Below are 25,711 nucleotides of genomic sequence, written 5' to 3'. Positions count from 1 at the left end.
GCGCCAGACCTAAGGCCATGGCTGCGATCGCTAAACCCGATGCTCACTCGAAGGCCTGACCCATGAGGCCAAATTCGGTCATTGCGGCGATGAAATTCTCGTTGTCGTGACCAGGACGGCTCAGCTTGGTTAAGGTGAAGCGTTGCAGCGCCGAAAGTTGCGCCCAGCGCGCGGCTTGAGGCGGCGCAAGGCCAAGACCTGCGCACCAAGTCGCGACACTCTCGGCGACCGCCTCCCGGCAAGACCAAGCCGGAGCAGGGTCCGGCTCGAAAACATCCGGCTGCTGGTCAGTTCGGGCGAATAGATCCGCAATCAAACTGGCCCGATAGGCAGCAGCCTCATCGGGCGCGTCACAGGCCTGGAGAACCAATCGTTCGCGCTCGGCGCGCCCGAGCTGGCTCCACTGCCTCAGGGTCAATTTTACCCCGACCCGATCCAACTTGAACCGCACGATCATCGGAATGCAACGCAAGGATCCGGAGAAGTCGCGCTCAAAGGCGAACAGACCAACTTCTATCGTCATGTTTCGAGCCGCCTCGGGCGTGGCGCTCGCTTCAAAGCAGGCCATCATGCGCGCTCCCGTGAAAGGTCAGTGTCCATTCCGCCCTGATCTTGCGCCGCGAGCGCGACGTCGCCGACCACGATGAGTACGGGGCCGCCATCGGTCTCGACTGATTTTGATGTCAACGCGCCTAGGAATGTCGTGGTTAGGCGCGCATCGGTCGCGCCCGCTCGCTCGACGACGGCCACGGGCGTTGAGCTCGCGCGCCCGGCGACAACCAGCGCCTTGGCGAAATCGGGAGCGACCCTGCTCCCCATATAGACCGCTATGGTCACCTCGGGATCTGCGCCGACGCGCCAATCCCCAACAACAGCGCCAGCCTCGACGCGGGCGGTCGTGAAGACCACGCGCCGCGCCTGCCCCCGATGCGTCAGTGGAAATCCAAACTGCGCTGCGGCCGCGCATGCCGCCGTAACACCCGGCACCACCTCCGTCGCGATCCCGGCGGCGTTGAGGAAAGCTGCTTCCTCCCCGACACGGCCAAAGATCGACGGATCGCCGCCCTTTAGACGCACGACCCGCAGGCCTCTACGCGCTAGGCGCAGCATCAGGCGGTTGATCTCGTCCTGCTTCATGCTGGGCTTGCCCGCGCGCTTTCCGGTCTGAATCCGAATGCAACCGGACGGGGCCAGGGCGATGGCCTCATCAGAACACAGAGCGTCGTAGAGTAGAGCGCCCGCCTCCTGGACGGCGCGCATCGCCCGGACCGTCATCAGATCGACCGGACCGGGCCCCGCCCCGACAAGGAGCACGCGGCCAGGCTGAAGGCTAGAGGACATCAGCGGTCTCCGATTTGGTGTTGGCCCAGATACGGATCATGCGGCCGAGCTCGGGACGGCAGGAGCCGCAGTTGGTCCCGGCTCCCGTAACAGCCCCGATGGCGTCAGCGGTGTCGGCCCCACCGGCGATGGCCGCCTCAATGGCCTTGCCGCCGACCTTGAGGCAGGCGCAGACCATCGGGCCCTTGTCGACCGGCGCGCCGGGCGGGAAGCCGTGCAGCAGGGTGGCGCGGGTCTTGGCGGTCAGCGGGGCGCCGAACAGCTCGGTCAGCCAGTCGCGTGGCGGCAGACGGCCGCCCTCGGTCAGATAGAGCACCGCCACCAGCATCCCGTCGTTGATCCAGGCCTCGCGACGCGCGCCCGTGGCGTGGTCCTGATAGGCGACGACTTCGCCCTCCAACCCTCGGATCAGTCGCTTGCGCAACGTCTCGCGCTGGGACGGATCGCCGCGACCGGCGAACTCGTGCTGTTGGCAGGCCTCGCGGGGAATGCGCCGCCAGACCAGATCGGCGTCAACGCACCTTACCGATCCTCGCGCCAGGAAGAAGCCCTTCCAGGTCTCACGATAAGCGCCTAGCCGCGCGGGCGTATGCTTGAACTCCGGCTGGCCCGAGGCCGGGTCAGTCATCGGCGCGACCAGCGTATTGGCTCGTCCAGCCGGCGCGAAGGCGTCGGTCCAGTGCATGGGCATGAACAACGACCCGCGCCGTTGACGGTCACTGACCTTGGCCACAACCACCGCCTCTGCGCGGGCGGTCATGACGCGGGCCAAGGCTCCGTCGGCCAGACCGACCGACCGCGCATCGTCGGGATGAACCTCGACATAGGGCTCGGGCGCGTGGCGGCAGAGGTCGGCAGCCAGACCCGTGCGCGTCATGGTGTGCCACTGATCGCGGATGCGGCCGGTGTTGAGCGCCATGGGGAATTTGTCGCTGGTCGCCTCGGCCGGTCCGCGAGGCCGCACCGGAACCAGACGCGCGCGGCCATTGGCGGTTTGGAAGCGGCCGTCCTCGAACAGACGCGCCCTGCCCCGCCCCTCGGTATCGACCGGCCACTGGACGGGCTCCAGCGCGCCATAGGCCTGAGGATCCAGCCGGGTGAGGCCCTCCAGATTGAGGATCCGCCCCTGGTTCTCATAGGCCGTCAGGCGGGCCCACTCGCGGAACACGCTCGCCGCGTGGGGCCAGCCGAAACCGTCAAAGCCCATGGCCCGGGCGACCTCAGCGATGATCCGCCAGTCGGCGCGCGCTTGGCCTGGCGCTGAGAACAACGCCCGTTGCCGTGAGATGCGCCGCTCGGAATTGGTGACCGTCCCGTCCTTTTCGCCCCAGGCCAGGGCCGGCAGCTTCACGTCGGCGAAGGCCGTGGTGTCGGTCTCGACGCAGTCGGAGACCACCACGAACGGGCAGCGCTCCAGCGCCTCGCGCACCGCGCCGCTATCGGGCAGGCTGACGGCCGGATTGGTGGCCATCACCCACAGGGCCTTGATGCGACCGGCGCGCACCGCCTCGAACATGTCAATGGCTTTCAGACCCGGCGCGCGGGCCGTGTTCGGCGCGCCCCAGAAGCGCGCGACGCGGTCGCGCTCCTCCGGGGAGAAATCCATGTGCCCCGCCAGGGTGTTGGCCATGCCGCCGGTCTCGCGCCCGCCCATGGCGTTGGGCTGGCCGGTGATCGAGAACGGACAGGCGCCGGGCTTGCCGATCCGCCCCGTTGCGAGGTGGGCGTTGATGATGGCCAGGCCCTTGGCGACGCCTTGGGCCGACTGGTTGGCGCCCATCGAGAACAGACTGACCGTGCGCGGATGGGCGGCGAAGAGATCAAAGAAGGTCTGCAGGTCCGCAAGGGCTAGGCCGCAGTCCGCCGCCACGGCCGCCGGCGACTGGTCGTCCTCAGCGAGGGACGTGACCACCGCCGCATAGCCGTCGACGTGGTCGCGCAGAAAGTCCGTGTCGACCGTGCCGCGTCGGATCAGATCAGCCAGCAGCCCGTTCCAGAGCCGCACGTCGCTCTGCGGGGCCAGGGCCAGATGCAGATCTGCGCCCTCGGCGGTGTCGGTGCGGCGCGGGTCGATGACCACATGCTTTTGCCCGCGCGCCTTGGCCGCTTCCATCCGCCGGAACAGCACCGGATGGGTCCAGGCGGCGTTGTGGCCGCTGAACACCACCAGATCGGCCAGATCGAGATCCTCATAGCAACCAGGCACCAGGTCGGCCCCGAACGCCTGCTTGTGAGCGACCACCGCCGAGGCCATGCAAAGGCGGCTGTTGGTGTCGATATTGCCCGAGCCGATGAAGCCCTTCATCAGCTTGTTGGCGACGTAATAGTCCTCGGTCAGCAGCTGGCCGGACACATAGAAGGCTACGCTGTCGGGACCGTGCCGGGCGATCGTTTCGCGAAAGCGCCGGGCGACCAGGGCCGTCGCCTCGTCCCAGCTGGCGCTGCGCCCCTGGATCGTCGGCTCCAGCAGCCTTCCCGCCAGCGACACCGTCGCGCCCAGAGCCGTCCCCTTCGAGCACAGTCGGCCGTGATTGGCGGGGTGAGCCTCGTCGCCAGAGATCGCCACCGCGCGCGCCCCGGCCGCCGTCGCGCCGATCACGCCGCAGCCGACCCCGCAATAGGGGCAGGCGGTGCGGGTGGCGGTCAGGGCGGCGGAGCCGTCGGCCATCTAGAGGTTGCCATCCAGGCTGAGCAGCAGGCGGCCGTCCTCGACACGCAGGGCGATCACGGGCGCGCAGCCCTTGCCCTTGTCAGCGCCCATCGCCTCGCCGGTGGCCAGGTCGATGTTCCAGGCGTGGAGCGGGCAAGTCACCGCACGGCCGTGGACAATGCCTTCGCTGAGCGGCCCGCCCTTGTGCGGGCATTTATCCATCAGGGCGAAAACGTCGCCGTCGCCGGTGCGGAAGATGGCGATGTCGCCCTGCGGACTGGGCACCCGGCGAGCCCCCCGCCGAGGCACGTCCGTCACCGCGCCGACGTCGATCCAGACCGGGGTCTTCACAGGCGTGCTCATGCGGGGACGAACTCCATCCGGCGGCTCATCGGGGTGAATTCCTCGTTGTGGCGGCCCGCCACCCGTTCGGCCCACGGATCGATCCGGGCGAAGCGCTGCGAGTAGACGAAGCGGTCGTAAAGCGCCCTGCGCTGGTCGGGATCGGTGACCTGGGCGCGGATGGACTCCAGGCCCACCCGGTCCATCCACTTGTAGACCCGCTCCAGGTACCAGCCCTCCTCACGGTAGAGCTGCATGGCGGCGGCGATGACCCAGACCGCCTCGTCCTCGGTGGCCACCCGGGTCAGGACCTGCGTGCCCTGAATGTGCAGGCCGGCCGCGCCGCCGATGTGGATCTCATAGCCGCTGTCGACACAGACGACGCCGAAGTCCTTGCAGGTGGCCTCGGCGCAATTGCGGGGGCAGCCGGACACGGCCAGCTTGACCTTGGCCGGCGCCCAGGAGCCCCAGAGAAACTTCTCCAGCCGCATGCCAAGGCCGGTGGAGTCCTGAGTGCCGAACCGGCACCAGTCGGAGCCGACGCAGGTCTTCACCGTGCGCAAGCCCTTGGCGTAGGCGTGGCCGCTGACCATCCCGGCGGCGTTGAGGTCGGCCCAGACCGCCGGAAGGTCATCCTTCTTGACGCCCAAGAGGTCGATACGCTGGCCGCCGGTGACCTTAACCGCCGGGATGGCGAACTTCTCGGCCACGTCAGCTATGGCCCGTAGCTCGGCGGGACTGGTCATGCCGCCCCACATGCGCGGCACCACCGAATAGGTCCCATCCTTCTGGATGTTGGCGTGGACCCGCTCGTTGATGTAGCGCGACTGCTTGTCGTCGCGATACTCGCCTGGCCAGGCGCACAGCAGATAGTAGTTCAGGGCGGGGCGACACGAGGCGCAGCCGTCGGGCGTCGACCACTCCAGAGCCTGCATGACCGCCGGCATCGACTTCAGGCCCTGGTCGACGATCGCGCGCCGCACCTCGCCATGGGTCTTGGGCGAGCATTTGCAGATCGGCTTAGGCCCGATTTGGGCCTGGAAGCTGTCGCCCAGGGCCAGCTTCAGCACCTGCTCGACCAGCGGCGTGCACGAGCCACACGAGGCCGAGGCCTTGGTCACCGCGCGGACATCGTCCAGCGTGGTCAGGCCCTGAGCCGTGATCGCAGAGGTGATCGCCCCTTTGCAGACGCCGTTGCAGCCGCAGATTTCCTGCGTATCGGGCATGGCTGCAACGGCCGCGCTAGGGTCCAGGCCAGACAGCCCCTCGGTAATGGCTTGGCCGAAGATCAGCGTCTCACGAATGCTGGCGACATCGGCCCCGGCCTTCATCAGGTCGAAGTACCAGCCGCCGTCAGCCGCGTCGCCAAACAGCACCGCGCCGGCCAGCTTGCCGTCTTCGATCACCACCCGCTTGTAGACGCCCCGCGCAGCGTCGCGGAACACGATGTCCTCGCACCCCTCGCCGCCGGCGAATTTGCCGGCCGAAAACACGTCGACACCCGAGACCTTGAGGCGAGTCGACAGAACCGAACCCTGATAGCTCCCCTCCCCGTCCGTAAGCGCCTGCGCCAGCGCGCGACACATCTCCCAGATCGGTGCGACCAGCCCATAGCACTGGCCCCGGTGTTCGACGCATTCGCCGACCGCGAAGACATCAGGATCGGAGGTTCGCATGGCGTCGTCCACCGCCACGCCGCGATTGACGGTCAGGCCGGCGGCCTTGGCCAGGGTCGTGTTCGGACGGATGCCGACCGCCATGACGAGCAGATCGCAGGGCAGGACGCGACCGTCCTTGAGCTTGAGACCCGTGACCTGGCCATCCGCGCCGACGATCTCCTCGGAGTGCGCGCCCAGCACCGTCTCGACGCCGCGATCGGCCAGGGCTTCGCGCAGCAGGTAGCCGGCGCTTTCGTCTAGCTGGCGCTCCATCAGAACGTCCATCAGGTGGACGACCGTGGCGGCCATGCCACGGCGCGCCAAGCCATAGGCGGCTTCGAGCCCAAGCAGCCCTCCGCCAATCACCACGGCTCGAGCGCCGGGCCTGGACGAGGCGTCCAACATCGCGTTGACGTCGTCGAGGTCGCGGAAGGTCACCACGCCCTTCAGGTCACCGCCGGGCAGCGGCAGACGGAACGGGTCCGAACCGGTGGCCAGGATCAGCTTGTCATAGCCAACCTCAAGGCCGCCCTCGGCGGTGACGGAGCGGGCGACGAGGTCGACGCTCGTGACCGCCCGGCCCGCGCAGAGGGTGACGCCGTTGTCGCGGTACCAGGCCTCGTCATTGATAACGATATCCTCGAACGCCTTCTCGCCCGCCAGGACCGGCGAGAGCATGATCCGGTTGTAGTTCACGCGCGGCTCGGCGCCGAAGATGGTGACGGCGTAGCGGTCAGGATCGCGCTTGAGCACCTCCTCGACCGCCCGGCAACCGGCCATGCCGTTACCGATGACGACCAGACGCAATTTGGGCGTAGCTTGGGTCATGAAGCTTCTCATTGAGGGGGGCGCCGGGGGTTAGACGCGGACGGGCGCGGCGTCGCCGTGCAGGGTTGGCCACACCGCGCGCCAGCGGGCCTTGAGACTAAACAGCGCGATCAAGGCGAAGACGGCCAAGAGAGCGAAGCCGATAAAGCCGGACTGGTAGGAGCCGGTCAGCTTCTTGGCTAGGCCCAGGGTCGAGGCGAGGTAAAAGCCGCCGATCCCGCCGGTCATGCCGATCAAGCCGGTCATGACGCCGATCTCGTTGCGGAACCGTTGCGGAGCCAGCTGGAACACCGCCCCATTCCCCGCGCCCAAGGCCAGCATGGCGAACAGCAGGACCGCCAAGGCCACGGCGGCCGTCGGCAGCTGGAAGCTGGCGACCGTCAGGCCGATCGCGGCCAGCACATAAACGACGCTCAGCGTCCGAACCCCGCCGTAGCGGTCAGCCAGCGCGCCGCCGACCGGCCGGACGAATGAGCCGGCGAAGACACAGGCGGCGGTGAAAAAGCCCGCGACGACAGGGTCCAGCCCATACTCGGAGTTGAAGTACATCGTCAGGGACGAAGCCAGACCCACGAAGCCGCCGAAGGTCACGCCGTAAAGCAGCATCAGCCACCAGGCGTCCGGAACCTTGAGGACATCGAGATAGGCCGAGAGCTTCTTGGGCGCGGGCTGCTCGGGCGCATCCTTGGCCAGAACAAGATAGGCGACGAAAGCAAAGGCCAGCGGGATCGCCGCCAATCCGATAACGTTCTGCCAGCCGAAGGTCTTGGCCAAAGCCGGCGCGAAAAGCGCGGCCAGGGCCGTGCCGGAGTTGCCGGCCCCGGCGATGCCCAGGGCCAGCCCCTGATGCTCCTGCGGATACCAGCGCGAGGCTAGCGGCAGGGCCACGGCGAACGAAGCGCCGGCCACGCCGAGGATCACGCCCAGCGCCAAGATCTGCTGATAGCTATGCAGCCCCACCGCCCAGGCCAACACCAGCCCGGCCAGTACGATCAACTGGCCGATGATCCCGGTCTTCTTGGGGCCGATCCGGTCGACCAGCACGCCGTTGACCAGACGTAGCAGGGCGCCGGCGAGCACGGGCACCGCGACCATCAAACCCTTCTGGGCCGGGTCCAGATTGAAGTCCTTGGCGATCGCCACGCCCAGCGGACCCAGGATCACCCAGACCATGAAGCTGAGGTCGAAATAGAGAAAGGCGGCGAACAGAGTCGGGGCGTGTCCGGCCTTGAGGAATTCGCGGGAGATCATGATGGCCTCGATCGGCTGCGTGTCTGCGAGAGCGAGGCGGCGGCGCCTCGGGCGACTGACCGCATCGGAGCGGTCCTCTGGCAGCCGCGAACGCCGTTGTTCGGTGGCCTGTATCTAGGTTGAGCGTAGCGGAGGGTCGGAGTCACCTGCACGGCGACGAGCCGCCCTCAGGCTCTGCGATCTCGCACGCTTGCTCAGCAAATGAGCGACAACAGCGCTCAGGATTTAAGCAGGTCAGTCACGCAGGCGACCTATGGCGAAACTTGAGGCATAGGCCAGAGGCGCGGCGGGATCGAACGGCCGCTGGTCGAACAGCCGCGCTATATCCGGGGTCGCCGCGTCCTCGAAGCTCAGCGCTGGATCGAGAATGGGGTCCAGCGACAGTGCGGCCGCGCGATAGAGATCCGGGCGGTAGACGCGCGTGACCAGGGCATCGGGATCAGCGTCAGCATCGACCTGTCCCCAGCGGACCATCTGCGATGCGAACCACAGGCCATGCTCGGGCCTCGGGAGACCAGCCCCATCGCGGTGAAAGACAATCTCGGTCTTCAGGGCGCGCGCGATGGCGCTGGGCGCTGCGCCCACCCACTCCGGCCGCGCCAGGAGTTCGACCAGACTCTCGTGGTTCTGCGGCGCGTCGGCCCACGCGGCCGCGCGCATCACCGCCCGCAGGCAGGCTTTCAGGTCATCGGGCCGCGTCGAGGCGAAGCGCTCCGCCACGCCCAGCACCTTGTCAGGACCAGACGGCCAGAACCGGGAGGCGGTGATCAGGATCTCCCCGACTCCCTCCGCCTGGGCCACCGCGTTCCAAGGCGCGCCGACGCAGAAGCCGTCCACCGCCCCCGCCCGCATCTGCTCGACCATACGGGGCGGCGGAATGACGACGATGCGCACGTCCTTGTCCGGATCGACACCGCCCTGCGCCAGCCAGTAGCGCAGGAAGTAGTTGTGCATCGAATAGGGAAACACCACGGCGAAGGTCAACGGCGGCTCACCGCAGACACGCCGCGCCTCGACCACCCCCGCCAAGCCCGCAGCGGTGGTGGCCGCATCCGCAGACGCCGGATCAGCCGCGTGCAGAGCGCCCGCCAGCGCGCGCGACACGGTGATCGCGCTGCCGTTACGGTTCAACGCCATCGGCGCAATGATGTCGGCCTCGCCCGCCCCGGTGGCGGCCAAGGCCATCGGCGCCAGCATATGCGCGCCGTCCAGAGCCCCCACCGCGACCTTGTCGCGGACGGTGGCCCAGGAGACTTCGCGCGACAGCTCGACCTCCAGCCCCTCCTCGGCGAAGAAGCCCATGGTCTTGGCGACGGCCAGCGGCGCGCAATCCGTCAGAGGAATGAAGCCCAGGCGCAGATCCAGGAAGCCGCTCACGCGCCGTCTCCCCGCAACACGCCAGCGAACGCCAGCAGATCGGCCGCGACCGCCCCGATGGGCTTGCCGCGATCCATGGCCAGCTTCCTCAGCAGCCGGTAGGCGCCGTCCTCATCAAGGCCGCGCTCTTTCATCAGAAGACCCTTGGCGCGCTCAACGGTCTTGCGCGCCTCCAAATCGGCCTTGGCCTTGGCCAGGTCGCCGCGCAACTGCTGGGTCAAGGCAAAGCGGCTCATAGCCACGTCCAGGATCGGCCGCACCCGCCCCGGCGCCAGGCCATCCACCACATAGGCCGCCACGCCGGCGCGCACGGCCTGCTCCGCTAGGCCCGGTTCGGAGCGATCCACGAACATCACCACCGGGTGGCCCTGGCTGGACTCCCTTAGGCTGTCCAGCGTGTCCCGGTCGGGGCTCTCAGCGGCGATCACGACCACATCGGGCGCGAAGGCGACGACTTCGGCTTCGTTGTAGACGGCCGCGTGGCGGACCTCCAAGGGCTGAACCCCCTCGAGGCCCTGGGCCACAAGCGCCGCTCGGGCGGCGTCAGGATCGATCACGAGCACGCGCATCGCCCGCAGTCCTAGGTCCGCGCGCCGGGATCGGGAGCAGGAATCCGCCCCATATCGCCTCGACGCGTGGAGTGCTGAAAATGAAGGCGCCGACGCCCAGAAGACCGGCGCCTCGGTGCGAGGAGCCCCAAAGGCGACGCCGACGCCCACCCCGTCACGCGGCGCGCCGCGCGTAGAGGAACTCGATCACCGCCGCGCGGGCATGGACGTAGGTCGGATGCTCGGCCACGGCCAGACGGTCGCGCGGGCGATCCAGCGGCACCTCCAGCACCTGTCCTACACAGGCGCGGGGGCCGTTAGTCATCATCACGATGCGGTCGGACAGCAGGGTGGCTTCGTCGACATCGTGGGTGATCATCAGCACCGTGTTCTTCAGCGCCGAATGGATCTCCATGACGCTGTCCTGCAGGTGCGCCCGGGTCAGGGCGTCCAGCGCGCCGAAAGGCTCGTCCAGCAGCAGGACCTTGGGCTCCATCGATAGCGCGCGGGCGATGCCGACCCGCTGCTTCATGCCGCCCGAGATCTCCGAGGGACGCTTGTCCAGCGCGTGGGTCATCTTCACGAGCTCAAGATTGTGCAGCACCCAGTCCTTGCGTTCGACCGCCGACTTGGCGCGGCCGAACACCTTGTCGACCGCGAGCGACACGTTCTCGCGGACCGACAGCCACGGCAGCAGCGAGTGGTTCTGGAACACCACCGCGCGATCAGGCCCCGGGGCGTTGACCTCCTGGCGATCCAGGATCACCGCTCCGGTGGTGACGGGCACGAGGCCCGCCACGACGTTGAGCAAGGTCGACTTTCCGCACCCGGAGTGACCGATGATCGAGACGAACTCGCCCTTGTCGATCTTCAGGTCGACGCTGGTCAGCACTTCGCTGCGGACCGAGCCCTTGGCGAAGGTGACGCCGACGTTCTCGATGGAAAGATAGGCCTTGGCCATCTGTGTCTATCCTTAGCTGGCCGCGCTGCCGCGCGAGACGACGTGGCCGACCAGCGCCACCAAACGGTCGAGGAAGAACCCGGTCAGACCGACCCAGGCCAGTCCCACGAGAATGTCGGAGATGCGCGAGGCGTTGTACTGATCCCAGATGAAGAAGCCGATGCCGACCCCGCCCAGCAGCATCTCCGAGGCGACGATGGCCAGCCAGCTCATGCCGATGCCGATCCGCAGGCCCGTGAAGATGTAGGGCGTGGTGGCCGGCAGCAGGATCTTGAAGAAGTACTCGATGGGCGAAAGCCGTAGCACCTTGGCGACGTTGACATAGTCGCTGGGGATATTGCGCACCCCGACGGCGGTGTTGATGATGATCGGCCAGATCGCGGTGATGAAGATCACGAACAAGGCCGAAGGCTGAGCCTGATGGAACGCCGCCAGTGAGATCGGCAGCCAGGCCAACGGCGGCACCGTGCGCAGCACCTGAAAGATCGGGTCCAGGCTGCGATGCGCCCACAGGTTGGAGCCGACGAACACGCCCAGCAAAACGCCGACCACCGCCGAAATCGAGAAGCCGATCGCGACCCGCTGCAGGCTGGTGGCGACGTGCCAAAACAGGCCCTTGTCCACGCCGCCGTTGTCATAGACCGGATTGAGGATCAGCTCTTTGGACTCCAGCCAGACCTGCTTGGGCGAGGGCAGTCCGCCGTAGGCGTCGCCGACGATCGCCTGCCAGAGGGCCAGGATCAGCAAAAGGGTCAGCAGGGGCGGCAAGGTCGTAGCCGCCACGCCCCTCGCCCGCCGCGTCAGCGCGGGCAAGATCGAGGGCCGCCTGGGAGCGGGTGTGGGCTCCAGCGACGGCGGCGAGGTTGGCGACGCAGGGCTGAATACGGGCTTGGGATAGGCCATTGTCCGCCTCCTCAGACCAGCTTCTTGATCGGCTGGCTGGCCAGGTAGGCGCCCGGATTGGCCGGGTCGAACACCTTGCCATCGAAGAAGCGCTCGACCCCGCGGCTGTCGCCGGCCGGACCGCTCTGGCCGATCGACTTGGCGGCGGCGCGCCAGATGTCCGAGCGGTTGACCTTGTCGACCAGGGCCTTGGTGTTGGTCTTTTGCGCCAGCACGCCCCAGCGGATGTCTTCGGTCAAAAACCACAGATCGTGGGACTTGAACGGGAAGCTGGCGTTGTCGGCCCAGAACTTCATCCGATGCGGGGAGTTCTTCAGCGTGCGACCGTCGCCATAGTCCACCGTGCCCTGCAGGCGAGGCAGGATGTCGCCCATCGGCACATTGATGTACTGGCGACCCGAGACGATCGAACACATCTGCGGCAGGTTGGAGGCCTTGTCGCACCACATCTGCGCTTCCTGCACCGCAGCCGTAATCGCCTGGGCCGCGCGCGGATACCTGTCGACCCAGGAAGCCCGCATGCCCAGCGCCTTCTCGGGGTGGTTCATCCACAGCTCCGAGGTCAGGCAGGCGGTGTAGCCGACCTTTTGGTTGACCAGCTGGCCGTTCCAGGGTTCGCCCACGCAGAAGGCGTCCTGCGTACCCGCCTTCATGTTGGCCACCATCTGCGGCGGCGGAATGACGATGGTCGAGACATCGACGTCGGGGTTGATGCCGCCGGCCGCCAGCCAGTAGCGGATCCACAGGTCATGCGTGCCGCCCCGGAAGGTCATGGCGACCTTGGCGATATTGCCGGCGGCCTTCATCTGCAGGAACTTGGCCTTGGCGCCGGCGCTGTTGAGTCCGACCTTCACGGACTTCAGGTCATTGCCGACGGAGATCCCCTGCCCGTTCGTGTTCAGGCGCGCCAGGATGTACATGGGCGTGGGCGCGCCGCCGGTGATAGTCCCGGTGGTCATCAGATAGGGCATCGGCGTCAAGATGTGCGCCCCGTCGATGCCGCCGCGTTCGGCGCCCAGCACCAGGTTGTCGCGCGTGGCGGCCCAGGAGGCCTGCTTGGTCACCTCGACATCGGGCAGTCCGTACTTGGCGAACAGGCCCCGCTCCTTGGCGATGATCAGCGGCGAACTATCGGTCAGGGCGATGAAGCCCAGGCGCGCCTTGGCGACTTCAGGGCCGGCGCCGGCGGCGTGAGCGCCGCTCGGGAAGGCGGCCTTGGCGGCGGCGAGCGTGGCGGCCGCGCCCATCAGGGCGCCGCGACGGGTCAGGCCAGACATTGGCGTGTCAGTCTTGGTCATGATCACAGATCCCAGGGCTAGAACTTGTATTCGAGGGTGAGCCAGGTCTTGGTCCGCGATGGCGGCGGGGTCGCCGTGCCGACAGGCACGGTCTTCGCGCGCTGGAAGTCCGCGTACTTGAGCTGGAAGGAGAGCTTGGTGGTGATCGCGGCGGTGAACTGCAGGTCCCACTCGTGACCCAGGTCAGCGCCGGTCTTGTGGTCGTCGAAGTCGTGGTAGCGAACCACGATGTCGCTGTTGAAGAAGTAGCTCGCCCGCAAGCGCGGCTTGATGTTGAAACTGAGGTCAAGGTCTTCGAAACCGTCGACGAAGCTCTTGTTGCCGCCCGGCGAAGTGAAGGCGTCAGACCAGCCGTTAAAGGCGTGGACCGTGGCCAGCGGCGTGGTGAAGCCCCGCGCCCCGTCGCCCTCGAACGACTCGTACGAGATCTTGGCCGTGTAGATGTCGAAGGTGGCCGCCAGGTCCGCGCCGACATAGTCCAGATCGTAGGAGACGGTGTTGCGGCGATAGTCCGACTGGCGGGCGAAGGTGGCGTTGTAGGCCAGTTGGTACAGCCCCAGCCACGTCTTACCCGACGCCTTCACCCCCTTGGTGATCGATGAATTGATCGCCGAATTGCCGAAGTCCAGAGCATAGACGAAGCCCTGTAAGCGAAGCGCCTCAGCCGGCGACCAGGTGGCGTTGAAGAGGTGGCTGTCGCTGTCCCAGTCCCGCAGCTCACCCAGGATGCGGTTGACGTGGGTGACATAGGCGTAGGTCGCCTTGAACCGGCCATAGGCCACGTCGGCGCGGATCGCGTCGAAGGTCTGCTCGTCCTGTCGCCAGCCGACATTGCCGACAAAGCGCTGGTCATCCAGCAGGATGCGCTGGCGGCCGGCGGTGATCTGCGCCACGGCGTTCGGCGTCCAGGTTAGCTGGGCCCGGTTCAGTTCGGTGACGTCGGGGTCGTTGATGATCGGATAGCGCGCCTTGTCGGGCCCGTTCAGTGGCGCGGTCGCGACGCCCGGCACGTTGACGGCGAAGCGCTCACTGCCGACTTGGCGGACATCCTCGAACTCCACCAGCCCCTTGACGCCCTTGAACTCCGCGCTTTCCCAGCCCAGCCGGGTGCGGACCGTGAAGGCCTCGCCCTTGTCACGCAGGGTGGCCGTGCGGGTCTGATCCACTGTCTCGTAGCGGCTCCTCACCTCAAGGATCAGCTTCCCCGCGCCGATCTGGTCGCTGAGGGTTGGTGGCGGCGGCGCTGGCGCCGGCGGCGCCTCAGGTTCTGCGGCGGGCTCGGCCGCGCCTGTCTGCTCGACGGACGTCGGATCGGCGACCTTAGCGTTTGGATCGGGCGCCGCCTGCGACCAAGCGGCTGTGCTCCAGGCGAGCGTGCTCACGGCCGCGCCGCAGCGCAGCATTAATCGGACGGATTTCATGCCTTCATCCCCTAAGGCCAAAACAAAAAAACGCCCGGCGAGACCGCGCGCAGCGGTCCCTCCGGACGTCGTTGTCCAAGCTTGCCTGACGGCCTACAGCGCCGCCGGCGGCTCTCTCGAGCCAACGAGAAACGTCGTTGTTCCCCGTGTCACCGATAGTTGACGAGAGACTGGCGGCGACGACAACCGACAAGCGGCCTCCCCCGCCCGCCTAAGCCTTCCGCGTATGAATATTGCACAGCAGCAAAGCACCCCGGCGCAGATCTCTGCTCACTATTGTCGCGCTCGGCGGCCATTTGGCGATCCGACGGCCAGGATTTGGGTCCCTAAACACGCCACGCGGGGAGAGACGTCACGGACGGTCTGGGGGCGCGCCGAGCCCTTGTTGCTGCTGCTCGATGTGTAACGCCAACACCATGGCCGCACCAAACAGCCCGCCTTCCAGTCCCGCTGTAACGGCTTGGCTGATCGCGCCGAATGTCGGCTCGCCGAACAGAGCGCCCAGGCGCCCAAGCTCCAGTCGGGCGCTGGGGAACTGGGCCTCAAGGGCGGCCAAGCTGCCGCCCATCAGCCGCCCGCCTAGCAGCGTCGCGCCCGCACCTGCGGCCGCCGTCAGAAGGGCGCCGAACGTCAGGGCCGTCCGCCGTCGCCGCGCCCGTGTGATCCAGACCCCGACGCCGATCGCCGCGCCCAGCGCCATGCCCTCGCCGGCGCCGGTCATGGTCCTCGGCGCGGACCCGAACAGCAGAGCAAAGGCGTCCAGCCCCGCCAGCCTGACGAGGCCGCCGATGAGCATTCCGCCGCACGCCCCGCCAAGAGCCTGCCACGCCCCCCGATTTCGCGAGGCGAAGGCCGCTGCGCCGACGCCGAAGCCCACGCTCGAGCCGCCGATCATGCCGATGACGGCCGTCAGAGCCGCGAGCACGACGAGGCCCGACAAGGCGCCGCCGGCGCCGCTCTCCGCAACGCCTGCGAAGCCATAGGCCAGACCGCCAACCAGTCCGGCGGCGCCGCCGCCGATAAGGCCGGCTCGGCCCATGCCCAGGAAGTGCGACAGGGCTTGGCGCCGATCACGCCGTGGACGGGGCTCGAACGGCGCCGCATCGCTGTTTGCTTCAGCGGTTTCAGCGGCGGTCACCGACGCAATGAACCGATACCCGTGCCGAGGCACGGTCTCAATGAACCTTGGTCGTCCCGCTTCGTCTCCCAGCGCCTTGCGCAGAGATCGTACGCACTGGGTCAGCGCCTCTTCGGTGACCGGAACGCCCTTCCATACCTCGTCCAGAAGCCGCGCCTTGGTCACCAGCCGCCCTTCCTCGACGACCAGCAGCACCAACGCGTCCAGATAGCGTCCAGACAACTCCACCGGTCGCCCGTTCGCAGACAGGCGGCGGTTCGCAGGCTCCAGCACGAAAGGGCCGAAACTGTAGAGGCTGGGCACTGTTTTCAGGGTTTCCTCACGAGGCGCTCAGGACTTTCACCGCCCTCGCCTCCAACGTCCAAGCCTCACCCAAGCCGGAAATGAAGGCAATGACGAACCCTATCGCATCGACCAAGAATGATCGACTTCCCATCGCCCTGCGCCTGATCGGTTGGACAGTGGTTGCGGGCCTGTTGATCGCCCCAGCCATCGCCATGCAGTTTACCGATGAGGTTCGGTGGACGACCTCCGACTTCGTCTTCGCGGGGATCATTCTTATCGGCGCGGGCGGGATTGGGGAGCTGGCGGTGCGCGCCTCGGGCGCCTGGTCGTATCGGTTTGGCGCGGGCCTCGCCGTCCTCGCATCAGCGCTCTTGCTGTGGTTCAACGGCGCTGTGGGCATCATCGGCTCGGAAGACCATCCGGCGAACACGCTCTATCTGGGCGTGATCATCGCCGCCTTTGTGGGCGCGGTGGTTAGTCGGTTTCGTGCGGCGGGCCTAGCGCGGGCCATGGCCTCGGCCGCCGTGCTTCAAGTCGCTATCGGCGTTGTTGCGGTCTGGAGGGGCTGGGGCGAGGGCTCGGAGAACTGGCCGCGACCGGTCATTGTGCTCAGCATCGTCTTTAGCCTTCTCTGGCTTGCATCGGCGGCTTTGTTCCGTCGAGCGTCAGGCGCGCATCGTGTCGCAAGATCAGACAAAGCGCGCCAAACCAAACCTCAGAATTGACAGGTCCGCGCCGGGGCTACGGCGCACCAGCGAGGGGTCGTGCCATCGTCGCTCTCGGATGACACGCACTCCGAGAGACGGAAATTGGACCAGCTCAGCCAGGGCCCCTTCACCATGGCCCGCGCAGGATGGCTCGCCAAAGAAGGCCGCGGGGCCTGGCCCAAACTTCGCAGCGCCATGACCGCCAGGTCCGCTGATCTTAGCCGGTTTGCGATGGTGAGGCGCTGGCGCAATCCCATCCTGAAAGGTCAGGCTTTGCGTGGGGCGTTCGCAATGGCTGTGGTCGGTTCGGAGTGGGCCAGTCTGCGTGCGACACAAAGGTGTTCGACCACGCAGCGCGCCGGCACGCAGTTGGCCAGCGCGTCGCGCTTGGCCAGCAGACGCAGAGCCTGACGACGCCCCTTGCCCGCGCCGACGATGTAGTCGCCGATTTCCCGGTCGTCCTTGATCTCTGGCTCGACGACCAGTGACTGCAGGACGCTCTGATCAGGCTTAGCCGCTGGGCTTTCAGCAGAGGCAGGGGGTACCTTGGCGGACCACGCCCCCCCGGGTGAATCGGACCGCGACTCTCTCGGCCGGATCGAACCCAAAGCCCCTAAAGATGCAAATGCGATTGACTCTCAATATTATCTAAAGTAGCGCCCTCGGCCATGTTTCGTCCGGGGGTTTTCATGCGTCGTTTTCTGCTGAGCGCTTGCTCTTTCGCGATTATGGGCTTGGCCCATGCCGCCAGGGCCGAGGAAGGAGCCGGCGCCTCGCCGTCGCTCGACGACCAGTCCTCGGCGGTGGAAGCCGTCATTATCACCGGCGAGAAAGCCTCGCGGTCCTTGCAACAGACCGTCACCAGCGTCGCGGTGACAACCGCCGCACGCATCGAACGCGAGAACATCCAGACCTTCTATGACGTGGTCGCCCGGACCGCGAACATGAGCGAAACCTACGGCAAGACCGGCTTCACGATCCGGGGTGTCAGCAATATGAACGTCTCGGGCGGCGGGACCGGAGGGCTGGCGACGGTCTATGTCGACGGCGCGGCGTTGCCCATCGAAGCCGTCTACGGCGGCCCGCTGGAGATGTGGGACATCGGCCAAGTCGAGGTCCTGCGCGGCCCCCAGTCAACCCTGCAGGGCCGCAATTCGCTGGCCGGCGCGGTGATCATCACCTCGGCCAACCCCACCTACACGCCTCAATTCCGAGCGCGGATAAATTTGGCCAGCGGCGATGAACGCACGTTCGCGCTCGCTACGGGCGGCCCGATCGTCACGGACCAGCTGGCCTTCCGCGCCGCTGTGGAAAAGAAGGACAGCGACGGGTTCGTCTATAACCCAACGCTCAAGCGCGACACCGACGCGCTGGACAGCCTGACCTTACGGGGCAAGCTCCTCTTTACCCCAACCGCCCTGCCCGGCCTGAGGGCGACGCTGACCTACGCCCACAGCGACCGCGACGCCGGGTATCAGTTCACCTACGCTCGGATCGACACGCCTGACTACTATAAGCACCGCGTGGACCTGTCGGGTGAACCGAACCGCACCAAGACCAAGACGGACGTTATCACGGCCGACGTCGCCTACAAGTTCAGCGAGGCGCTGACCCTGAACGCGATCGCCTCCCTGAACACGGTGGAGACGGACGCCACCTATGATATGGATTTCACGCCTGTTCGAACGTCTTACGGCGCAAGGCGACAAGACACGGACACCGCATCCCAGGAACTGCGCCTGAACTATGAAGGCGAGCGGTTGAGAGGCTTGGTTGGCCTCTACCACGCCCGGCGGGACGCGCAGGACAAGAGCACCAGCCAAGTCAATGTAGACTTCCCGCGCGCGACCCTGGTCAACGTGCTGAGCGCGACTTTGCTGGCGGGCGCGCCTAGCCCGACCCCGGCTCAACAGGCGGCCGCCGCGGCCCAGGCCAACGCCTTCGCCAATCTCTACATCGCGGCCCTACCTGTGATCCCGGTGGACTATTCGGGCGACCAGCCCTCAGTGATCGACACCAGCGCCATCTTCGCCGACGCCAGCGTCGCCCTGACCGAGAAGCTGAGCTTGCTGGGCGGCTTCCGTTACGACCACGAGAAGAACACCAGCAGCAGCGGCCAGGTCGCGCGGTTCACGGGGGCCTATCCGACAGCTTCGGCCTTTGGGGCCTATGGGCCCTATGTGACCCTCGTCAACGCCTTCGTCGCCAATATGGTGGCGCAGGCTAGCTCCAGCGCGCCCAAAGACACCCGCACGTTCAACGCCTTCCTTCCGAAGGTCGGGCTCAAGTACGACTGGACGCCGGACATCAACACCAGCCTTGTCGCTCAACGCGGTTACCGATCCGGCGGCTCGACGGTGAACATCGCCCGCTCGACCGTGGCGGCCTATGATCCCGAATACACCTGGAATTACGAGGCCGCGCTACGCACCGCTTGGCTCGACGGCGCCCTGACGCTCAACGCCAACGCCTTCTATGTCGACTGGAAGGACCAGCAGGTGACGGTGAACCTGGGTCTCAACAGCTATGACTACGAGGTCCGCAACGCGGGCAAGTCGCACCTCTACGGCTTTGAGCTCGAAGTCGCCCAGCGGGTCAATCCCGCCCTATCGTGGTACGCTTCGCTGGGTCACACCAAGACCAAGTTCGACGATTTCAAGATCACATCGGGCGTCGACACCCGCAATCTGGCGGGGTCGCAGTTCCCCTATGCGCCGCGTTGGACGGTGGCGATGGGCGCCGACTATCGCTGGACCAACGGCCTGATCGCGCACCTGGATGGCAACTACAGGTCCCGCAGCTATTCATCAGCCGGCCTACAGCAGGCCCAGGACGACGTCGTCAAGGAACGCGTCGTCTTCAATGGTCGCTTCGGCTATGAGCGCGCCCACTGGGGCGCCTACGTGTACGGCAAGAACCTTTTGAACGCGACCTACGCCCAGTACACCCGTGCCGATGTGGGCGTGGCGATGCTGAGCGAGCCCCGCATCCTAGGCCTGACCGTGGAGACCCGCTGGTGAGCGCTCTCTGGGCCTTGGCCCTAGCGCCCCTGCCGCTGACCGGCGCTGTTCTTTTGAAACGCGCCTGGGATGACCCCGGCCCACAACGGCCTTGGCTGATCCTGGGCGGCTGGAGCCTCCTGATCCTGGCGCTCGCCGCCTCGGTTCCGCTGATGGGGCCCCTGCGTGGTCCTTGCGCCATTCTGGCGGTAGGGTCGACTGCGGTCCTCGCTTTCGTCGCCGCCGGGATTGAGCGCCGCAATGCCCGCAAGAAGGCCGCCCGCGAACTGGCCCCCGAACCGTCGGATCGCCGGCGGGTCGCCTGGCGCGGCTGGCTACGCGGTTTTCTGGCCGGTCCGCTGGCGGGCGTGGCCGCCCTAGGCTGCGGCCTGGCCGTAGCGATCTGCGCCCCGGGCCAAATCCAAACCCGGATGGTCATCGGCGGACTGATCGTCCCGTTCCTCTGGGCCGGCGGCATGGCCTGGACCCTTTCCGACGACAAGATCCTGCGGGCCTTCGCGGTCCTCGCCAGCGTCGCGACCCTGACCCTGGGCGCGGCCTTCCTAAAGGGCGCGCTGTGATGGACGCTTCCCCCGACAAAATCGCACGTGAGAAGTCCAAGGCTTTAGGCAAGCCGATCTGGCCGAAGATCCCGGCGGATTTCGTGCGCGCCATGCTGGCGGGTCACTCCGCGCTGGGCCTGGCGTTCGCGGCCTTGATCTATCTCGTCTGCTTCTCAGGATCGGTGGCGGTGTTCACCCAGGAGTTCAGCCGTTGGGAGCAGCCCCAAGGACCAGTTCTGCAAGGGGTCTCGCCCCAGGCGGTGGACGTCGCCGTCCAAGGCGCCTTGGCCAAGATCCCCCAAGCCCACGACCTGCTCGTGCGCCTGCCGACACCCGACCATCCGCGTCTGAGCATCCACGGCGACGACGCGGCCGGCGGCGAGCACACCTATGTCGCCGACCACGCCGGGCGGCTGGTCGGCGAGGCGCGGACGCCATGGACAGAGTTTCAGGCCGAACTCCATACCGTGCTGCACTTGCCCCGCGCTTGGGGCGGGTTCGTGGTCGGGCTTACAGGCGTGGCGCTGCTGTCGTCGCTCATCTCGGGCGTGCTGTCGCACCCTCGGGTGTTCAAGGACGCCTTCGCCTTCCGATGGGGCGGCTCCAAGCGCCTGCAGGAGGCGGATCTCCACAATCGGATTTCGGTTTGGGGCCTTCCCTTCCATCTGGTCGTATCGCTGACGGGCGCGTTCCTGGGTCTGACGACGATCATCGTCGGCGTCCTGGCCCTGGCGACCTTCAAGGGCGACGCCAGCAAGGCCTACGCGCTGTTCCAAGGGCCAACCGTCAAAGATGACCCGCGTCCTGCGGCCAAGGTCATCGACGTCCGTTCGGGCCTCGGCTCGGTGGCCGCCCGCTACCCCGACGCGCGAGCGACCTACATCTATGTTGAGCATCCCGGCGAGCGCGGTCAGCACGCCATCATCAATCTCGCCACCGATGGACGCCTGTCGCGCGGTGAAACCGTCGTGGTCGACGGCGCGGGCCAGATCCTGGGCGAGGTCGGATACGAGAGCGGCTCTCTGGGCTTTCGGGTGCTGTCGGCCATGACACCGCTCCATTTCGGCTGGTTCGGGGGCTGGCCGGTCAAGGTCGCCTACTTCCTTCTGGGTCTTGGCCTCACAGCGGTCACCTCGAGCGGCGTAGCGATCTGGCTGGCGCGGCGTCGCGACAAGGGCCGCCCAGCCCCGGGCTTGGAACGCCTTTGGGTCGCCTTCGTCTGGAGCCAGCCTGTCGCCTACGCCTTCTCGAACTTTGTGAGCCTTTTCTCGCCCACGCCCACCCCGGTGGCGACCTGGGGCCTTGCGACCCTGACCGCGTGCCTCGCGGCGGTTTTTGGCGCGCCGGCTGCAGTCTCCATCGCGCTCAGGCGGATATGCGCGGGCCTCCTCGCCCTGATCGCCGTGGCGCATGGAGCATTGTACGGCAGCCATATGGCCGATCCCGCAGGCTGGGCCGTTGATTGCGCGCTGCTCGCGGCGGCGCTGATCTTGGCCCTGACGACGCGAGCGACTCGGCCACAGACCGTAAGCCGCTGACCATGGGTAGCTCGCGCCACGAGCTGCCTTTGGCGCCGCTTCAAGAGGTGGACCTGTCCAAAGTCAGAAGGATCGTCAATCGTTTGTAGATCCGAAGTCAGCCCATCGGATGTCCCGCTCCCGTGAGGAAGTTCACCCGCGCCCTTCGCTTAGCCGCGCAGGCTTGCGATGTGCTCGACGAGGCCGGTGCGACAAGCCCGAACCATCAAACCAATTCTCGCATCGGTCGATAGCGCCTTTGGTTTAGACCGCGCCACAACCCCTCTCTACCGTAACGATCAAGAAGCGGCCTCTCGGGAGCAACCTGGGCGAGGGCCGCCGCTCGGAGAGGACTTCATGAGCCGTATGTCGCCGACGGAAATGGCCCGCCAGCTCGGCGGCGGCCTGCTGTCGTTTCCTGTCACCCATTTTGATGCTGATCACCAATTCCAGGAGGCCCCTTACCGGGAGCACTGCGGCTGGATGCTTGAGCGTGATCTGGCAGGCCTGTTCGCCGCAGGCGGCACCGGCGAGTTTTTCTCCCTGCGCCCGTCCGAGGTGGGACAGGTGGTGCGCGCCGCCGTCGCCGAAACGGCGGGCAAGATCCCGGTGATCGCCGGCTGCGGCTATGGCACGGCGATTGCGACGGACCTGGCCGCCGACGCCGAGGCGGCGGGCGCCGATGGCGTTCTGCTACTGCCACCCTACTTGACCAACGCCACGCAAGACGGCCTAGCCTGCCATATCGAAGCCGTTTGCAAAGCCACCAAGCTGGGCGTGATCGTCTACAATCGCGACAATGCGATCCTCAATGAGGACACGCTCGAGAAGCTCTGCGACCGCAATCCGAACCTGGTCGGCTTCAAGGACGGCGTCGGCGACCTCGAGCTTATGATGCGGGTCTACGCTCGCCTCGGCGACCGCCTGACCTATATCGGCGGCCTGCCGACCGCCGAAACCTTCGCCCTGCCCTATCTAGAGATGGGCGTGACGACCTATTCGTCGGCGATCTTCAACTTCCTGCCCGAATGGGCGCTCGACTTCTACAAGGCGGTTCGCGCCCGCGATCGCGACACGGTGATGGCGGGCCTTCGTGATTTTGTCCTGCCCTATATCGCGCTGCGCAATCGCGGCCGCGGCTACGCCGTCTCGATCGTCAAGGCGGGCATGAAGGCGGTCGGCCGCGACGCTGGGCCCGTGCGCCTGCCGCTGACCGAACTGACCGCCGCTGAGTTCGGCGAACTGCAGGGCCTTATCGCCCGCGTGAATCTGGCCGATGTCCGTCGTGCCGCTCACGGGTGAGTTGCTCATCGCCGGCGCGGCCCGCCAGGGCCAAGCCGGCGCCGTACATGCCTTTGACGCATCGACCGGCGCGCGCCTGGAGCCCGGCTTTGGCAAGGCGACCTTGAATGACCTCGAGGACGCCTGCGCCGCCGCCCAGGCCGCCTTCCGGCCCTACCGCGCGCTCGCCTATGCTGAGCGCGCGGCCTTCCTCGACGCCATCGCCGAAGAGATCGAAGCGATCGGCGACGATCTGACGGTCCGCGCCATGGCCGAGACCGGCCTGCCCCGCGCGCGTCTCGAAGGCGAGCGGGGACGCACCTGCGGGCAGTTGCGCCTGTTCGCGCAAGTCGTTCGAGACGGCGGCTTTCTGGACGCGCGGATCGATCCCGCCCAGCCGGATCGCGCGCCGGCGCCACGCCTGGACCTGCGGCTGCGCAACGTCCCCCTCGGGCCTGTCGCCGTGTTCGGCGCCTCCAACTTCCCGCTGGCCTTCTCCGTCGCCGGCGGTGACACCGCCTCGGCCCTGGCCGCCGGGTGCCCGGTTATCGTCAAGGCCCACTCCGCCCACCCTGGCGTTTCGGAACTGGTCGGCCGGGCCGTCCAGGCGGCGGTCGCCAAGTGCGGCCTTCCGGCCGGCGTGTTTGCGATGCTGCACGGCGACGGACGCGAGATCGGCCAAGGCTTGGTCGCCGATCCTCGGATCAAGGCGGTCGGCTTCACTGGCTCGCGCGCCGGCGGTCTGGCCTTAGTCAGGACGGCCCAGGCGCGGCCGGTTCCCATCCCCGTCTACGCCGAGATGAGCAGCATCAATCCGGTGATCTTGCTGCCTGCCGCCCTCGCGGCGCGCGCCGAACCGATCGCCAACGCCTTTGTCGCGGCCCTTACCCTAGGCGCAGGTCAGTTCTGCACCAATCCGGGCCTGGTCCTGGCGGTGGATGGGCCAGACCTGGACACCTTCATCCAAGCCGCCAGCGCTGCGGTGGCGGCCGCGCCCGCCCAGGTGATGCTCACAGCCGGCATTCGCTCAGCCTATGAGAACGGCGTCACCAGACTGGGCGAGGTCAGAGGCGTCTCTATCGCCGGTGTTGCCGCTCCCGCCGTCGGCGCCGCGTCGCCGGCCTTGTTCGCCGTCTCCGGCCGCGACTTTCTCGCCCATCCCGAGCTGACCGAGGAGGTCTTCGGCGCCGCCAGTCTGGTTGTCCGCTGCCAGGACTTAAGCGAACTGCGGACGATCACCGAGGGTCTGGAAGGCCAACTGACGGTGGCCGTCCACGTCGACGCGGCGGACCATTCGCAGCTCGGCGAACTCTTGCCCAGCCTCGAATTGTTGGCCGGTCGCGTGCTGGTCAACGGCTTTGGGACCGGCGTCGAGGTCGCCCACGCCATGGTGCATGGCGGCCCCTACCCTTCCACCAGCGACGGCCGCGCCACTTCGGTGGGCAGCCTGGCCATCGCGCGGTTTCTGCGGCCGGTCTGTTACCAGAACCTGCCAGACCCGCTACTGCCGGACGAGCTGAAGGCGACCAACCCGCTCGTTCTGCACCGCCGGATCGACGGGGCGCTGACAGCGCCATGAACGCCTTGGCGCCCCTGCCCGGCAAGAAGACGCTAGCGATCGGCCCGAACGAGCGTCTAGCTTCGCGCCTTCAAGGTGTTGTCGACGGGCGCTTTCCGATGTTCGAACTGAGCCAGCTTCGCTGTTTCGTAGCCACCGCCGAGGAGCTGCACTTTGGTCGGGCGGCGCAACGGCTGAACATGACGCAGCCGCCGCTCAGCCGTCAGGTGCAGTTGCTGGAGCGAATCCTGGGCGTGACGCTGCTGGACCGAACCAGTCGCTCGGTGCGCCTGACCCCTGCGGGCCGCGCCTTCCTGCTGGAGGCCCGCCGAATTCTGCGCCTGGCCGAGAGCGCGGCCCTGGCCACACGCCGGATCGCCAGCGGCGACGCAGGCCAGATCGCGATCGGCTTCACCGCCGCCTCGGGATACAACTTTCTGCCCCAGCTGGTGATCCTGTCGAAGGCGCGGCTGCCCAACGCCGACCTGACGCTGCGCGAGATGGTGACCCGCGAACAGGTCGAGGCGCTGCTGACCGGCCGAATCGATATCGGGCTGGTCAGGCCCCCGATGGAACGGGCCGAGTTCGCCACCGCGCGCGTTCTGTCAGAGCAGCTTGTCGCCGCCCTACCGACAGGCGACGCACGTCTGGCCAAGGCCTCCCTGACCCTGGCCGATTTCGACGCCCAGCCGCTGATCATGTATTCGCCCGAGGGCGCGGGCTATTTCTACAACATGCTGACGACGCTGTTCGACGCCAATGGCGTGACCCCGAACTACGTGCAGCACGTCACTCAAATTCACTCGATGCTCGCCCTGGTCCATGCGGGGCTTGGCGCCGCGATCGTTCCCGAGGCGGCCATGAGCCTCAACTTCGACGACGTCCAGTTCCGCCCTGTGGAGACCATGCCGAGCCGCCCCGTCGAGCTTTACATGGCCTGGCGGAAGGACAACGAGAGCCCGATCCTGCAGACCTTCATCGACCTTTGCCTGGCCGAGGCCTCGCCGGCGGAGCCCGCCGCGCGCTGACGCGCAGGGCCTCTCCCCGGCGTGCCAACGCCCAACGACAAAAAAGACCCGGGAGAG

The 25,711-nt window shown here is 67.1% G+C and carries 20 protein-coding genes; 7 read left to right on the top strand and 13 right to left on the bottom strand.

Annotated features, from left to right (window positions below; translation table 11 throughout):
- Window positions 1-43 precede the first annotated feature (43 nt).
- The 13 genes from CA606_RS08310 to CA606_RS08250 form a co-directional block, all read right to left on the bottom strand.
- Window positions 44-571: a nitrate reductase associated protein gene (locus CA606_RS08310; RefSeq protein ID WP_219933450.1), complete on the bottom strand. Its 528-nt coding sequence runs from the start codon at window positions 569-571 to the stop codon at window positions 44-46.
- Window positions 568-1,341 (bottom strand): uroporphyrinogen-III C-methyltransferase, encoded by a 774-nt coding sequence (cobA, locus tag CA606_RS08305; RefSeq protein ID WP_096051560.1) that lies wholly within the window; start codon window positions 1,339-1,341, stop codon window positions 568-570. Before cobA ends, CA606_RS08310 begins: the two co-directional genes overlap by 4 nt.
- A complete protein-coding gene (locus tag CA606_RS08300; RefSeq protein ID WP_096051561.1) occupies window positions 1,331-4,009 on the bottom strand; it encodes a nitrate reductase in 2,679 nt (892 codons plus the stop codon). Before CA606_RS08300 ends, cobA begins: the two co-directional genes overlap by 11 nt.
- On the bottom strand, window positions 4,010-4,354 hold the full coding sequence (gene nirD / locus CA606_RS08295) for a nitrite reductase small subunit NirD (RefSeq protein WP_096051562.1): 345 nt from the start codon (window positions 4,352-4,354) through the stop codon (window positions 4,010-4,012).
- Window positions 4,351-6,819 carry a nitrite reductase large subunit NirB gene (nirB, locus tag CA606_RS08290; protein ID WP_096051563.1) on the bottom strand — a complete coding sequence of 823 codons (2,469 nt, stop codon included), beginning with the start codon at window positions 6,817-6,819 and terminating at the stop codon, window positions 4,351-4,353. Before nirB ends, nirD begins: the two co-directional genes overlap by 4 nt.
- A 30-nt stretch (window positions 6,820-6,849) precedes the next feature.
- Window positions 6,850-8,070: a nitrate/nitrite transporter gene (locus CA606_RS08285; RefSeq protein ID WP_096051564.1), complete on the bottom strand. Its 1,221-nt coding sequence runs from the start codon at window positions 8,068-8,070 to the stop codon at window positions 6,850-6,852.
- 234 nt (window positions 8,071-8,304) lie between these two features.
- Window positions 8,305-9,447, bottom strand: coding sequence for a CmpA/NrtA family ABC transporter substrate-binding protein (locus CA606_RS08280; protein WP_096051565.1), 1,143 nt, complete (start codon window positions 9,445-9,447; stop codon window positions 8,305-8,307).
- Complete coding sequence (locus CA606_RS08275; RefSeq protein ID WP_181242849.1) at window positions 9,444-10,016, bottom strand: ANTAR domain-containing response regulator; 573 nt, start codon at window positions 10,014-10,016, stop codon at window positions 9,444-9,446. Before CA606_RS08275 ends, CA606_RS08280 begins: the two co-directional genes overlap by 4 nt.
- Before the next feature lie 154 nt (window positions 10,017-10,170).
- Window positions 10,171-10,956: an ABC transporter ATP-binding protein gene (locus tag CA606_RS08270; protein ID WP_096051567.1), complete on the bottom strand. Its 786-nt coding sequence runs from the start codon at window positions 10,954-10,956 to the stop codon at window positions 10,171-10,173.
- 12 nt (window positions 10,957-10,968) lie between these two features.
- Window positions 10,969-11,859 (bottom strand): nitrate ABC transporter permease, encoded by an 891-nt coding sequence (gene ntrB, locus CA606_RS08265; protein ID WP_096051568.1) that lies wholly within the window; start codon window positions 11,857-11,859, stop codon window positions 10,969-10,971.
- Between the two features lie 11 nt (window positions 11,860-11,870).
- On the bottom strand, window positions 11,871-13,163 hold the full coding sequence (locus CA606_RS08260; protein ID WP_096051569.1) for a CmpA/NrtA family ABC transporter substrate-binding protein: 1,293 nt from the start codon (window positions 13,161-13,163) through the stop codon (window positions 11,871-11,873).
- Between the two features lie 11 nt (window positions 13,164-13,174).
- On the bottom strand, window positions 13,175-14,578 hold the full coding sequence (locus CA606_RS08255; RefSeq protein ID WP_096051570.1) for an alginate export family protein: 1,404 nt from the start codon (window positions 14,576-14,578) through the stop codon (window positions 13,175-13,177).
- A gap of 352 nt (window positions 14,579-14,930) precedes the next feature.
- Window positions 14,931-16,019 (bottom strand): winged helix-turn-helix domain-containing protein, encoded by a 1,089-nt coding sequence (locus CA606_RS08250; RefSeq protein WP_181242848.1) that lies wholly within the window; start codon window positions 16,017-16,019, stop codon window positions 14,931-14,933.
- Window positions 16,020-16,108: 89 nt separating this feature from the next.
- Between CA606_RS08250 and CA606_RS08245 the strand changes: the two genes are divergently transcribed.
- The 7 genes from CA606_RS08245 (at window position 16,109) to CA606_RS08215 (ending at window position 25,654) form a co-directional block, all read left to right on the top strand.
- Window positions 16,109-16,726, top strand: a complete 618-nt coding sequence (locus tag CA606_RS08245) for a hypothetical protein (RefSeq protein WP_181242847.1) — start codon at window positions 16,109-16,111, stop codon at window positions 16,724-16,726.
- 671 nt (window positions 16,727-17,397) lie between these two features.
- Complete coding sequence (locus tag CA606_RS08240; protein WP_096053829.1) at window positions 17,398-19,728, top strand: TonB-dependent receptor; 2,331 nt, start codon at window positions 17,398-17,400, stop codon at window positions 19,726-19,728.
- The gene (locus CA606_RS08235) at window positions 19,725-20,288 is read left to right on the top strand and encodes a hypothetical protein (RefSeq protein ID WP_096051574.1); all 564 of its coding nucleotides are present in this window, start codon (window positions 19,725-19,727) and stop codon (window positions 20,286-20,288) included. Before CA606_RS08240 ends, CA606_RS08235 begins: the two co-directional genes overlap by 4 nt.
- A complete protein-coding gene (locus tag CA606_RS08230; protein ID WP_096051575.1) occupies window positions 20,288-21,808 on the top strand; it encodes a PepSY-associated TM helix domain-containing protein in 1,521 nt (506 codons plus the stop codon). Before CA606_RS08235 ends, CA606_RS08230 begins: the two co-directional genes overlap by 1 nt.
- A 336-nt stretch (window positions 21,809-22,144) precedes the next feature.
- Complete coding sequence (gene kdgD / locus CA606_RS08225) at window positions 22,145-23,089, top strand: 5-dehydro-4-deoxyglucarate dehydratase (protein WP_181242846.1); 945 nt, start codon at window positions 22,145-22,147, stop codon at window positions 23,087-23,089.
- The gene (locus tag CA606_RS08220) at window positions 23,064-24,647 is read left to right on the top strand and encodes an aldehyde dehydrogenase (NADP(+)) (RefSeq protein ID WP_096051577.1); all 1,584 of its coding nucleotides are present in this window, start codon (window positions 23,064-23,066) and stop codon (window positions 24,645-24,647) included. The genes kdgD and CA606_RS08220 overlap by 26 nt, the downstream gene beginning before the upstream one ends.
- Window positions 24,644-25,654: a LysR substrate-binding domain-containing protein gene (locus tag CA606_RS08215; protein WP_233282190.1), complete on the top strand. Its 1,011-nt coding sequence runs from the start codon at window positions 24,644-24,646 to the stop codon at window positions 25,652-25,654. The genes CA606_RS08220 and CA606_RS08215 overlap by 4 nt, the downstream gene beginning before the upstream one ends.
- The last annotated feature ends 57 nt before the right edge of the window (window positions 25,655-25,711 follow it).

It is taken from the genome of Caulobacter vibrioides (assembly GCF_002310375.3).
GTDB classification, from domain to species: domain Bacteria; phylum Pseudomonadota; class Alphaproteobacteria; order Caulobacterales; family Caulobacteraceae; genus Caulobacter; species Caulobacter vibrioides_D.
This window is presented reverse-complemented; position numbering and strand designations above follow the sequence as displayed.

Excerpts from the sequence above, each read along its gene's own strand:
- nirB (WP_096051563.1), bottom strand. The coding sequence starts at position 6,819 with ATGACCCAAGCTACGCCCAAATTGCGTCTGGTCGTCATCGGTAACGGC.
- kdgD (WP_181242846.1), top strand. The coding sequence starts at position 22,145 with ATGAGCCGTATGTCGCCGACGGAAATGGCCCGCCAGCTCGGCGGCGGC.
- nirD (WP_096051562.1), bottom strand. The coding sequence starts at position 4,354 with ATGAGCACGCCTGTGAAGACCCCGGTCTGGATCGACGTCGGCGCGGTG.
- CA606_RS08230 (WP_096051575.1), top strand. The coding sequence starts at position 20,288 with ATGGACGCTTCCCCCGACAAAATCGCACGTGAGAAGTCCAAGGCTTTA.
- cobA (WP_096051560.1), bottom strand. The coding sequence starts at position 1,341 with ATGTCCTCTAGCCTTCAGCCTGGCCGCGTGCTCCTTGTCGGGGCGGGG.
- CA606_RS08270 (WP_096051567.1), bottom strand. The coding sequence starts at position 10,956 with ATGGCCAAGGCCTATCTTTCCATCGAGAACGTCGGCGTCACCTTCGCC.
- CA606_RS08310 (WP_219933450.1), bottom strand. The coding sequence starts at position 571 with ATGATGGCCTGCTTTGAAGCGAGCGCCACGCCCGAGGCGGCTCGAAAC.
- CA606_RS08300 (WP_096051561.1), bottom strand. The coding sequence starts at position 4,009 with ATGGCCGACGGCTCCGCCGCCCTGACCGCCACCCGCACCGCCTGCCCC.
- CA606_RS08255 (WP_096051570.1), bottom strand. The coding sequence starts at position 14,578 with ATGAAATCCGTCCGATTAATGCTGCGCTGCGGCGCGGCCGTGAGCACG.
- CA606_RS08245 (WP_181242847.1), top strand. The coding sequence starts at position 16,109 with ATGACGAACCCTATCGCATCGACCAAGAATGATCGACTTCCCATCGCC.
- CA606_RS08285 (WP_096051564.1), bottom strand. The coding sequence starts at position 8,070 with ATGATCTCCCGCGAATTCCTCAAGGCCGGACACGCCCCGACTCTGTTC.
- ntrB (WP_096051568.1), bottom strand. The coding sequence starts at position 11,859 with ATGGCCTATCCCAAGCCCGTATTCAGCCCTGCGTCGCCAACCTCGCCG.
- CA606_RS08215 (WP_233282190.1), top strand. The coding sequence starts at position 24,644 with ATGAACGCCTTGGCGCCCCTGCCCGGCAAGAAGACGCTAGCGATCGGC.
- CA606_RS08240 (WP_096053829.1), top strand. The coding sequence starts at position 17,398 with ATGCGTCGTTTTCTGCTGAGCGCTTGCTCTTTCGCGATTATGGGCTTG.
- CA606_RS08220 (WP_096051577.1), top strand. The coding sequence starts at position 23,064 with ATGTCCGTCGTGCCGCTCACGGGTGAGTTGCTCATCGCCGGCGCGGCC.
- CA606_RS08275 (WP_181242849.1), bottom strand. The coding sequence starts at position 10,016 with ATGCGCGTGCTCGTGATCGATCCTGACGCCGCCCGAGCGGCGCTTGTG.